Raw genomic sequence first — 11,202 nt, forward strand, 5'->3', positions numbered from 1 at the left:
GGTGCCTTGTCCACCGAAAAGCTTTAACAATGTCTTGGGCTCTCCACCGTTTGCGGGCATTAGGCGCAGCTCTACGTTCTTGTTTGCCAGGTGCTCTCCCGGTTCCAGGTCACCTTTGTAGTAGGTAATGAATACAACGGATTTTCCGTCAGGGGAGATGTGGGGGAACCAGGAGTTGCGGGTTTCGTCAAAGGTCATCTGGGTCTGTTCGGAGCCGTCTGCCTTCATGCGCCAGACTTGCATGAGTCCGGTGCGTACGGAATTGAACCAGATGTATTGTCCGCAGGGGGAATATTCCGGTCCGTCATCCAGACCTTCGGCAGTGGTCAGGCGGGTTTCTTCACCTCCTTCCGCCGGGATGGTATAGACGTCATAGTTGCCGTTTCGTTCGGCGCAATAGGCAAGCTCTTTGCCGTCGGGGCTCCAACCGTGGAGGTAGCTGGGAGCCATAGGCGTTATTAAACGGGGAGTGCCGCCCGTGATGGGAAGTGTATAAATACGCGATTTATAGTCCTCTTTCGTTCCGTGGCTGATGGCTATCTGCTGTCCGTCGGCCGAGAGGACGTGGTCGTTGTTGCAGTTTTGGGCAAATCCGGTGTTTATCAGTTCCGGTTCGGCAGGCGAGGTGGGGGAAAGGCGGTAAAGCTTTCCGTCGTTGTTGTATAGCAGCCATTGCCCGTCGGGCGTCCAATTGGGAGCTTCAATCCGGTAGGGAAATTCTTTTACGACGGTCCGGTTACCGTTGGTTACATCCAGTATTTCGAGGACGCTGGTAATCTCGTTTTTTTGTTGAGCGGTTGCGGTCAGTGCAACAGTTGCAAAGAAGGGGATTAGATAGGGTTTCATGTTCATATCGTATTTAATAAATCTCCGCAAGATACATTTTTTATTGGAAACTACATAGTCGGAGCATGCTTTTTTCAGAGAGAATCTGTAGTGATGGTCGAATGCGTAGTGCTTATCATATGAATAGTCTCCGGGATTCTTGAAATAGTTGTCCACATACTGCCAGTTGTCGGTGTCGAGCGGCGTGTGCGAAGTCATGTACGATAGGGAGCTTTTATCTCTACTATCTCGCTGTCCAGACTAATCAGGTCTTTGCCCAAGCGGACAATGCGGGCATCTTCGGGCATGTAGTCGGTGCCGACTTCCCCCTTTCCGCCTCCACCGAATGACAACCATCCTGTACCTTCGTCATCTATCACGGCACCCGGGTCGAAAGGAGCCCTGCAGTGGCCTAATCCTTGGGTGAACTGGCTCACCAGCATACGTCTTACCGTCCGATTCCACCCGCGATACGATGGATGGCGCCCATGAGGCTATACCCCATGGCGAGAGGGCCTTTACGTCAATCAGTCCGTGATAAGTCCAATTTACCATGTCATCGGTGGACAGCATGACCAGTGAATGGGATGTATTGGTATGTGTTTTTGCCGTATTTTCCCACACTGTCCAGTTGCTGGGTGTCATTGGTTCCATACACATAGAGCCTTCCGTTGTATTCCACCGATGTCGGGTCGGCCACAAAAATGAAATCCAACAGCGGGTTGGCGTTTCCACTGAAGAATTGGGGTGATTCTACCGGACGCGTGTCTTTCTTTCTTGAATCGGAAAGCGCCCACACATCATTTCCTGCGGATATAGCTGCCAGCAGCAAAGCCGCTGTAAATAACTTGATTCTTTTCATTTGTTTATAGTATGTTATAGAAACCTATGGTAGCCTTTTGATTTTGGCTTGTGTTCTTCAATCACCTCAATCCTTTATTTAAGATTGAAAAATCGGGTTATTGAAAAGTTGCCGCAAATATTGGGAATTACTATGTATAATATAAGGTGTATTATGTTTTTAATAATGTGCCTATATGTTTCAAGTTATCATTGTAATCAGATGGTGCTGTTTTAAACTAGCTTTACTTGCTTTGGGATAATTATGCGGCTATGGATTAAACTGTTTGGAAGGGCATTGTGTTTTATGCAAATATATTCGTAGAAGAGCGTTTTTTATTCTAACAATTCTTGAAAAGAAAAAGCACTGATTATTCCAGATAATCAGTGCTTGAATATCGAGCCGCTAGCCAGACTTGAACTGGCGACCTACGCGTTACGAATGCGTTGCTCTACCAACTGAGCTATAGCGGCAATAAGCTTTTGTTTACGGGGTGCAAAGGTACATCTTTATTTGAAAAGGCAAAAAGAATCTCTGTTTTTTTTAGAAATATTTTAGTGGGATAATTTTCTATTTGAATGTCCTGAACTTTATTGCCATAAAAATTGGATAATAAAACGAAAAGAAGCATCTTTGTCGTAGGTCCTATAGCAAATAAGTCTGATACTGATTATGAATTTAAGAATCTATTATAAATATCTTTCTTCACGCATAGCGTCCAAATGGACGGTGTTGTTGGTAGATGTAATTATCGTTGTGATTTCCATGCTTTCTGCATGTTTTTTGCAATATAGGCTTTCGTCCGTATCTTATGAAATTTCTTTGTATGTATGGCTGACCATTTTGGCTGTCTTGTGTAATGTCTGTTTCTTTCATATTCTCCGTACTTATGTGGGTGTTATCCGTTTTTCCTCTTTTGTGGATATTTATCGTGTGCTTTGGAGTCTTACGATAAGCTATGCTGTACTGTTTTTAGGGAATTACTGTTGGTCTGTTTCGGGGCTTGGAGAAACTTTGCCGAACAGCATTCTGTTTATGGCATATATGTTCACCTTCTCTCTGATGGCTTGTATGCGCATTGCTGTGAAGATGCTTTATGAAGCTATTGCTTTTGATGCACGTCATTGCGTGAATGTTTTTATTTATGGATTCCATGGGACTGGAGTCAATGTTGCAAAATCCTTGAGAGTTAGTCGTAATAATCATTATCGCCTGCGTGGCTTTATTTCGGACGAACCTGATATGATAGGTAAACATACGATGGGATGCAGGGTATATCCCAATGATGAGCAGCTGTTTGACTGTCTAAAGAAAAAGAAAGTGGATACAATCATTATCTCTCCAAGCAAGGTGTCGGATTTGGAAAATTCCGGAATGCTGGATAAACTGTTCTCTCATGATATTCATGTAATGACCGTTCCTCCCTTAAGCGATTGTATGGACGATGGACTGATAAAGGACATTCAAATAGAAGATTGGCTCCGTAGAGAACCGGTACAAGTTGACGTGCGTAAAATTACGGCCCATATCGAGGGGCGTAGAGTAATGGTTACGGGAGCGGCGGGAGCTGTAGGAAGGGAAATCGTCCGCCAGTTGGCTACACTGAATCCTTATCAGTTGATTCTGGTAGATCAGGCAGAATCCCCATTGTATGATGTACAGTTGGAATTGTCTGATCATTGGAAGAATCTGGAGGTCCGTGTATTGGTTGCAGATGTTGCTAACCGTACGCGTATGGAGGCTATATTTGAAGAAACACGTCCTCAACTTGTTTTTCATTCTGCTGCTTATAAGCATGTACAACTGATGGATGATTTTGTGTCGGAGGCAATTCAAACGAATATATCGGGGACAGTGAATATTGCAGACCTGGCGGTAAAGTATAGAGTGTCCCGTATGGTTATGATATCTGCTGCTAATGCACGTCATCCGGAAAATGCTATGGAATATAGTAAGCGTGTGGCGGAAATATATGTGCAGTCATCTGATTGCAGGTTGAAACGCGACAAAGGGGAAACTGATATGTTCATAGTACGTTTGGGTGAGGTGTATCCGACGAATACTCATTGTTTGATTACCATGTCTGAAGCTTGTATGCTCACCCTGGAAGTGGGAGTCATGGGGGATGGGGGAGAAGTGTACATTGTGGGAGGGCCTGGGGATGGACTTTTGGATTCTGTAATCAGTGAAAAGATAAAGCGTGAAAAGCCATCTGTTGATGATTATGAACATGTGCGGGAAGAAGTGCTGGCCTTGGTGCAATATAGTTATACTGAAAAAAAGGCTATTTTGATTGGACTAATGAAAAAAATAGTGCCAATTTTCCCGCTTTCTTCTACCCAATGAAAAGACGTGAAAGTGACAGCTTTTTAATGCTTTTTCTGAAACTTAGAGGTGGAATAAATGTATATTATAAAAATAATATATTACCTTTGTGCCCGATTTATATTTATTACAAGAACTCAAAAGATTAATCAGAATATCTTATGCGTAGATTAATAACACTATTCTTTTTGGTATTTACTTTGTCAGGGGTAGCTTTTGCTCAGCAGATGTCAGATGATCAGGTTGTTCAGTATGTAAAAAGCGCTCAGCAGATGGGCAAAAATCAAAAGCAGATTACTACTGAATTAATGCGGCGGGGAGTGACAAAGGAACAAGTTGAAAGAATTCAGAAAAAGTATGAAAACTCTAAATCTGGAAGTCCGCAGAGCAATACCCAAGATGAGAAGCGTTCTCGTCAACGTGGTGAAATGAGTGGCGTAGTCAAAGGGCTGCGTACAACTTCGGAAACTTATTCTGCCAGACAAACGGATGTTGCAGGGGATTCTTTACAAATGATGGATAATCGTTCCTTGTCTCAAGAGAAGGAAACAGAGGATCCGACTTCGCAAATTTATGGTCATAATATTTTTACTAACGATAATTTGACTTTCGAACCCAATGTGAATGTTGCTACTCCCGAGAATTATCGTCTGGGGCCTGGTGACGAGGTGATTATTGATGTGTGGGGAGCTTCTGAAACAACGATTCGACAAACAATCTCTCCGGAAGGAAGTATTCTTGTGAATAATTTAGGACCGGTTTATCTGAGTGGCAAAACTGTAAAGGAAGCCAATAATTATTTGAAACAAGAATTTGCCAGAATATATTCTGGAGTAACCGGAAATGTTCCGTCTACCCAAGTTAAACTGACATTAGGAGAAATACGTTCTATTCAAGTAAACGTTATGGGTGAAGTTGTGGTGCCCGGAACTTATACCCTCTCATCATTTGCTTCCGTATTTCATGCTTTATATCGTGCAGGTGGTGTGAATCCGATTGGTAGTTTGCGCAGTATTAAAGTGATTCGCAATGGAAATACAATAGCGGATTTGGATGTTTACGATTTACTTATGAAAGGAAAAATGAAAGATGACATCCGTCTGCAGGATGGTGATGTAATTCTTGTGGATCCTTACCAGTCCCTGGTACAGATATTAGGTAAGGTAAAACGTCCGATGTTTTATGAAATGAAACCCACTGAAACCGTAGGTACATTATTGAAGTATTCAGGTGGTTTTACGGGTGATGCTTATAAGAAAGCATTACGTATAATCCGTAAAAGTGGACGTGAGCATCAAATTTATAATGTGGATGAGATGGATTATTCCGTATTCCGCGTAGATGACGGTGATAAGATAACGGTTGATTCCGTTTTACAGCGTTTTGAGAATCGTGTGGAAGTCCGCGGTGCTGTATATCGTGAAGGTTTGTACCAGTTGGACGGTATGATGAATACAGTGAAGCAGCTGATTAAGAAAGCGGAAGGACTTCGCGGAGATGCATTCTTAAACCGTGCTATAATCGATCGTGAGCTTGAAGACTTGTCGCATGAGATTATACAAGTAGATGTGAAAGGTTTGCTGAACGGGACAGCTGCAGATATTCCTTTGCAGAAGAATGACATTTTATATATTCCAAGTATTCATGACTTGAAGGAAGAAGCTACACTTACCATCCATGGTGAAGTTGCCAATCCGGGTACATATCTCTATTCTGATAAAATGACAGTAGAGGATTTGGTGTTGCAGGCTGGTGGCTTGTTGGAGGCGGCGGCTACAACAAAGGTTGAAGTTGCACGGCGCATGAAAGATCCGAAGAGTACATCTTTCAGTACTACAGTAGGCCAGAATTTCTCTTTTGATTTGAAAGATGGCTTATTGGTGGGAGAAGGAAGCCAGGATTTCCATCTTGAGCCTTTTGATGAAATTTATGTTCGTAAGAGTCCGTCCTATTTTAAACAACAGAATGTTATGGTGGGTGGAGAAGTCCTTTTTAGCGGTAATTATGCACTATCGAAAAAGAATGAACGTTTGAGTGACTTGATAGCTAAGGCTGGTGGAGTAACTCCCGATGCTTATATAAAAGGAGCGCGTCTTATACGTAGGATGACCGAAGAAGAATTCCGCCGTAAGGAAGATGCTCTGCGTATGGCGCAAGCGGGAGGCGGAGATTCCATATCTGTAAAAAGATTGGATTTGTCCGATACCTATTCTGTAGGTATAAATCTGGGAGAGGCCTTGAAAAATCCTGGTTCAGATGCTGATATGGTGCTTCGCGAGGGAGATGTATTATTTGTTCCGGAGTACGTAAGTACAGTGAAAATCAACGGTGCTGTAATGTATCCGAATACAGTTTTATATAAAAAGGGTGAAAGCTTGAAATATTACATCAATCAAGCTGGTGGTTTTGGTAATGATGCCAAGAAACGTAAGGTCTATGTAATATACATGAATGGTACAGTTTCTCGTTTAAAAGCAGGGAACAAGAAAGCCATTGAACCTGGTTGTGAAATAATTGTTCCAAGTAAAGAACAGAAAAAGAAGATGACTACTGCTGAAATTCTGGGAATGGGAAGTACGACAGCTTCTATTGCAGCGATGATTGCGACTATGGTTAATCTCTTTAAGTAATTTGAATTATGAGCGAAGAAAGAATACAAAACATAACCTCTCCACAACCTGAGGAACAAGAAATAGATTTGATAGAACTGGCCCAGAAAGTATGGGCTAGTCGCAAATTGGTTTTTAAGGCGTGTGGTATCGCTGCTCTTGTAGGACTGGTTGTTGCATTTAGTATTCCTAAGGAGTACTCTACAAGTGTGACATTGGCTCCGGAGAGTGGTGGCAAATCTGGTGGTGGAAGTATGGGAGCCCTTGCAGCCATGGCGGGTATCAATTTGGGCACTTCTTCTGGTGAGGATGCTTTGTCACCCGAACTTTATCCTGATATTGTAAGTTCTACTCCTTTTCTGATTGAACTGTTCGATGTTAAAGTCAAGGATCAGAAAGCAAAAGTAGACACGACTTTATATGCTTATTTGAAAGAAGAACAGCGTTCTCCTTGGTGGAGTGCAATTTTCTCCGCTCCTTTTAAGGTGTTAGGATGGACATTGTCTTTGTTTAAGGATGAACCGGAAGAGGGGGACGCAAAGCTGGATCCTTTTCGTCTTACTAGAGATGAGTCTGCCATTGCAGATGCTTTAAGTAAACGTATCTCTGTTTCCGTAGACAAAAAGACAGGTGTGACAACCTTGTCTGTTACTATGCAGGATCCTTTGATATCTGCTTCGCTGACGGATACCGTGATGCATTGCCTGCAGAACTACATCACAGATTATCGGACTAATAAGGCTCGTCATGATTTGGCATTTACCGAAAAACTTTATGGAGAAGCAAAGGCCAGTTATGAGTCTGCCCAGAAGAAATACGCAAATTTTGTAGATGCAAACCAGAATATAATATTGCTGAGTTATCGCGCAGAGCAAGAGCGTTTACAGAATGAAATGAATTTAGCCTATCAAGTATATACACAAGTGTCTCAACAATTACAGATGGCAAGAGCTAAGGTGCAGGAGATTACACCGGTATATACGGTTGTCCAGCCGGCTACGGTACCTTTGAAGCCTGCAAAGCCCAATAAATTGATGATTTTGATCGGCTTCATGTTCTTGGCAGGTGTCGGCAGTGTGGGATGGATATTATTTGTAAAAGATTTATTAAAGGGATGGAAAAAGCAAACAATATGATGACGGATAATGATATGATGTGCTGGCATGCATTGTACACAGCACCCAAGTCTGAACATAAGTTGATGCAGCGTTTGAATGCTGCGGGATATACTACATATTGCCCGATGCAGGCTGTGTTTGTAAAATGGAAAGGGCATACCCGAAAGGTGATTACTCCTCTTTTTTCCGGATGTTTGTTTGTTGCCGGTAATGTGTCGGAAGTTACCTCATTGGCTTCCTCGCAGAAGGCTGCTATATTAGTAGATAATGAAGGAAAAAGTTTGTCTATTGAGGCGGGCAAAGCAGAACTTCCTGCCAAGTTTGCCCAATTGCTGAAGTTATGATGAAGCTGATAACAGAAGAGCTGCTGGATACCGTTACTTCACGAGCTAAGGAGAACTCCCGTTTACGTATGAATTATAATTTTCATGCGTCTATGGATGCTCCTATTCATCGGTTGCTGAATGCTTTGGAACCGGGAACTTATCTTCCTCCTCACCGTCATACAGGTAAGGAAGAAACTTATCTGGTTTTGCGTGGAAGTCTGCTGGCATTTTTTTATGATGATGCCGGTAATGTAACAGATAAGGTATGCCTCAATCCTTCGGAAGGTAAATATGGTCTGGAAATTCCTTCTAATACATGGCATAGTATTATTGCCTTGGAGTCAGGTACCGTTATTTTTGAAATTAAAAAAGGCCCATATCAGCCTCTACCCTCAGAGGATTTGGCTTCGTGGGCTCCTCAGACTTCTGATACGGAAGGAATAAAGGCTTTTATGAAGCGGATGTTGGAACTTTAACATTTTCCCGATAAAAAAACATAGGAAAGCCTCCCGATATTTTTTATTGTATACCGGGAGGCTTCTTTATGCACCATATTTTCAGTCGAACAGACTCTTGAACTTCTTGAATATTTTCTCCTTAATCGAAGTATTTGGCTTGAAGTTATCCGATTCTTCCATCTCCTCCAGCGCCTTCTTCTCATCCTTGTTCAGCGTTTCGGGTACGTATACGCTGACATTTACCAGCAAATCTCCCGTGCCGTATCCGTTCACGTTGGGTAAACCTTTGCCGCGCAGGCGGAGCACTTTTCCCGGTTGCGTACCTGAGTCAATTTTTACTTTCACCTTTCCATCAATCGTGGGAATTTCTACCGCACCACCCAAGGCTGCTGTCGGGAAGCTGAGGAGCAGATTGTAAATCAAGTCGTTTTCATCGCGTATCAAGTTCGGGTCTTGTTCTTCCTCTACAAGAATCAGCAAGTCTCCCGGCACGCCGTTGTGCTTGCCTGCGTTTCCTTTTCCTCCCATAGAGAGTTGCATACCTTCTGCAACGCCTTTCGGAATTTTTACGGTTACTACTTCTTCACCGTATACAATGCCTTCACCGGCACACTCCTTACACTTGTTCTTGATGATTTTGCCCTCACCGCCACACGTCGGGCAGGTGGTTCTTGTCTGCATGGTGCCGAGTATGGTTTGCTGGTTACGGATTACCGTGCCGCTGCCGTTACAAGTCGGGCAGGTCTCTGAACCACCGTCACCTTCGGCTCCCGTACCATGACAGTGGGTACAAGGCACGTATTTCTTCAGTTTGAATTTCTTTTCCACGCCGGTAGAGATTTCCTTGAGGTTCAGTTTCACCTTGACACGCAGGTCCGAACCACGGTAACGGCGTTGTTGTTGTGCTCCACCGCCTCCGCCGAAACCTCCAAAACCGCCGAAACCTCCACTGTGTCCGCCAAAGATGTCACCGAACATGGAGAAGATGTCGTCCATGGACATGCCTCCACTGAAGCCGCCGAACGGACCACCATTACCGGCGGCACCACCCAGTCCGGCATGACCGAACTGATCGTAGCGGGCACGCTTGTCCGGATTGCTTAGTACGTCGTATGCTTCTGCCGCTTCCTTGAATTTCTCTTCGGCTGTTTTGTCGCCCGGATTCTTGTCCGGATGATATTGGATGGCTTTCTTGCGATAGGCTTTCTTTATTTCTTCTACCGTTGCTGTCTTTTCGACTTCCAATACTTCGTAGTAATCTCTTTTTTCCATACAGTTTTATGTTATTCTCCGACTACCACTTTGGCATGACGGATCACTTTGTCATTTAGGATGTAACCGGTTTGTACACAGTCCAGAATTTTGCCTTTCAGTGCTTCATTGGGTGCCGGAATCACGGCGATGGCTTCGTGATAGTCTGTATCGAGCGGTTGTTCCTTTGTCTCTATTACCTTAACGCCGTTTTGTCCCAATACAGACATGAACTTGTTGTAGATAAGTTCAACGCCTTCTTTTACGGCGGCTACGTCGGTGGCTGTCTCCATGTTTTTGAGGGCGCGTTCAAAGTCATCCACAATGGGTAGGATACTGCTGATACTCTTTTCACCACCGTTCAGGATGAGTTCTGCTTTCTCCTTCATGGTACGTTTGCGGTAATTGTCAAACTCGGCAGACAAGCGCAGGTATTTGTCCTTCTGCTCTTCAATCTGTTCATTGGCCTTTTCCAGTTCCTGGGCGAGCTTTTCTTCTTCTGTCAGGGGAGCTTCGTTTTCTTGTGAAGTTTCTTGTCCGACAGTTTCTTCGTCACATTCGTTAGGAGTAGCTTGAGTTTTCAGTTCCTCTTCCTGGTTGTTTTCTTTTTCTTTCGGATTCATATTGTTATGCTTATTATTCTTGTAAAATGATTTTGCTTTCATTGCTGTTAAGGGTTTAAGTTAATACGATATTAGTGCTCCAGCAAAAACTTTGCCAAAACGGATATTTTTGCCGAAAACGCTGCAAAGGTAATACTTTTATGTCAGATTGACAGCGCTTCTCTGTGTCTATTCATGGAAAAATAACTATCTTTGCACTCGCAATTCGCAGACTAATAGGTATTAAATAGTAAATTGTAAATAAATAAATCGTAAATATAAAGATGATTACAGTCTCTAATGTCTCAGTACAGTTTGGTAAAAGAGTGTTGTTCAATGACGTAAACCTGAAGTTTACAAGTGGTAACTGTTACGGTATCATCGGTGCCAACGGTGCCGGAAAATCTACTTTCCTGAAAACGATTTCCGGGGAGCTGGACCCTACGACGGGTTCCATCATGCTGGCTCCGGGAGAGCGTCTTTCCGTTTTGAGCCAGGACCACTTTAAGTGGGATGCTTTTACGGTAATGGACACGGTGATGATGGGACACACGGTGTTGTGGGACATCATGAAGCAGCGTGAAGTGCTGTATGCCAAAGAGGATTTCACAGACGAGGATGGACTGAAGGTTTCCGAATTGGAAGAGAAATTTGCCGAGCTGGACGGCTGGAATGCCGAAAGCGATGCCGCCGCCTTGCTGAGTGGCTTGGGTATCAAGGAAGACAAGCATTATCTGCTGATGGGTGAGTTGAACAACAAGGAAAAGGTGCGTGTCATGCTGGCGCAGGCTCTCTATGGAAATCCTGATAACTTGCTGCTGGACGAGCCTACCAATGACTTGGATAT

The 11,202-nt window shown here is 43.6% G+C and carries 11 protein-coding genes and 1 tRNA gene; 6 read left to right on the forward strand and 6 right to left on the reverse strand.

Features of this window, described 5'->3' with window-relative positions:
- The 4 genes from ABUA47_RS12825 to ABUA47_RS12840 all read right to left on the reverse strand — a co-directional run.
- The coding region (locus ABUA47_RS12825; RefSeq protein ID WP_349831651.1) for a transporter at positions 1–846 on the reverse strand (846 nt) is incomplete at its 3' end.
- Positions 847–1,040: 194 nt separating this feature from the next.
- The gene (locus ABUA47_RS12830) at positions 1,041–1,268 is read right to left on the reverse strand and encodes a hypothetical protein (protein ID WP_009036849.1); all 228 of its coding nucleotides are present in this window, start codon (positions 1,266–1,268) and stop codon (positions 1,041–1,043) included.
- A gap of 113 nt (positions 1,269–1,381) precedes the next feature.
- Positions 1,382–1,687, reverse strand: coding sequence for a hypothetical protein (locus tag ABUA47_RS12835; protein WP_009036850.1), 306 nt, complete (start codon positions 1,685–1,687; stop codon positions 1,382–1,384).
- Between the two features lie 379 nt (positions 1,688–2,066).
- Positions 2,067–2,139, reverse strand: a tRNA-Thr gene (locus tag ABUA47_RS12840).
- 199 nt (positions 2,140–2,338) lie between these two features.
- On the opposite strand from ABUA47_RS12840, the gene ABUA47_RS12845 reads away from it, so the two are divergent.
- From ABUA47_RS12845 to ABUA47_RS12865, 5 genes are all read left to right on the forward strand, one after another.
- A complete protein-coding gene (locus ABUA47_RS12845; protein WP_117945574.1) occupies positions 2,339–4,012 on the forward strand; it encodes an SDR family NAD(P)-dependent oxidoreductase in 1,674 nt (557 codons plus the stop codon).
- Positions 4,013–4,152: 140 nt separating this feature from the next.
- Positions 4,153–6,621: an SLBB domain-containing protein gene (locus ABUA47_RS12850; RefSeq protein WP_035448055.1), complete on the forward strand. Its 2,469-nt coding sequence runs from the start codon at positions 4,153–4,155 to the stop codon at positions 6,619–6,621.
- 8 nt (positions 6,622–6,629) lie between these two features.
- On the forward strand, positions 6,630–7,736 hold the full coding sequence (locus ABUA47_RS12855) for a Wzz/FepE/Etk N-terminal domain-containing protein (protein ID WP_016273442.1): 1,107 nt from the start codon (positions 6,630–6,632) through the stop codon (positions 7,734–7,736).
- The gene (locus ABUA47_RS12860) at positions 7,715–8,062 is read left to right on the forward strand and encodes a UpxY family transcription antiterminator (protein ID WP_005827910.1); all 348 of its coding nucleotides are present in this window, start codon (positions 7,715–7,717) and stop codon (positions 8,060–8,062) included. The genes ABUA47_RS12855 and ABUA47_RS12860 overlap by 22 nt, the downstream gene beginning before the upstream one ends.
- Complete coding sequence (locus ABUA47_RS12865; protein ID WP_009036853.1) at positions 8,059–8,520, forward strand: WbuC family cupin fold metalloprotein; 462 nt, start codon at positions 8,059–8,061, stop codon at positions 8,518–8,520. Before ABUA47_RS12860 ends, ABUA47_RS12865 begins: the two co-directional genes overlap by 4 nt.
- Positions 8,521–8,601: 81 nt before the next feature.
- Here the strand turns inward: ABUA47_RS12865 and dnaJ are convergent, their stop codons facing one another.
- A complete protein-coding gene (gene dnaJ, locus ABUA47_RS12870; protein WP_035448062.1) occupies positions 8,602–9,774 on the reverse strand; it encodes a molecular chaperone DnaJ in 1,173 nt (390 codons plus the stop codon).
- An 11-nt stretch (positions 9,775–9,785) separates the two neighbouring features.
- Positions 9,786–10,418, reverse strand: coding sequence for a nucleotide exchange factor GrpE (locus tag ABUA47_RS12875; RefSeq protein WP_005827933.1), 633 nt, complete (start codon positions 10,416–10,418; stop codon positions 9,786–9,788).
- Positions 10,419–10,639: 221 nt separating this feature from the next.
- On the opposite strand from ABUA47_RS12875, the gene ABUA47_RS12880 reads away from it, so the two are divergent.
- Positions 10,640–11,202, forward strand: a 563-nt coding sequence (locus ABUA47_RS12880) for an ATP-binding cassette domain-containing protein (protein ID WP_410520184.1), incomplete at its 3' end; no start/stop codon positions are given.

Source organism: Bacteroides sp. RTP31139st1_H2_RTP31139_211217, assembly GCF_040227615.1.
GTDB lineage: Bacteria > Bacteroidota > Bacteroidia > Bacteroidales > Bacteroidaceae > Bacteroides > Bacteroides uniformis.

Coding starts and splice junctions, on each gene's coding strand:
- ABUA47_RS12830 (WP_009036849.1), bottom strand. CDS start 1,268: ATGCTGGTGAGCCAGTTCACCCAAGGATTAGGCCACTGCAGGGCTCCT.
- ABUA47_RS12835 (WP_009036850.1), bottom strand. CDS start 1,687: ATGAAAAGAATCAAGTTATTTACAGCGGCTTTGCTGCTGGCAGCTATA.
- ABUA47_RS12845 (WP_117945574.1), top strand. CDS start 2,339: ATGAATTTAAGAATCTATTATAAATATCTTTCTTCACGCATAGCGTCC.
- ABUA47_RS12850 (WP_035448055.1), top strand. CDS start 4,153: ATGCGTAGATTAATAACACTATTCTTTTTGGTATTTACTTTGTCAGGG.
- ABUA47_RS12855 (WP_016273442.1), top strand. CDS start 6,630: ATGAGCGAAGAAAGAATACAAAACATAACCTCTCCACAACCTGAGGAA.
- ABUA47_RS12860 (WP_005827910.1), top strand. CDS start 7,715: ATGGAAAAAGCAAACAATATGATGACGGATAATGATATGATGTGCTGG.
- ABUA47_RS12865 (WP_009036853.1), top strand. CDS start 8,059: ATGATGAAGCTGATAACAGAAGAGCTGCTGGATACCGTTACTTCACGA.
- dnaJ (WP_035448062.1), bottom strand. CDS start 9,774: ATGGAAAAAAGAGATTACTACGAAGTATTGGAAGTCGAAAAGACAGCA.
- ABUA47_RS12875 (WP_005827933.1), bottom strand. CDS start 10,418: ATGAAAGCAAAATCATTTTACAAGAATAATAAGCATAACAATATGAAT.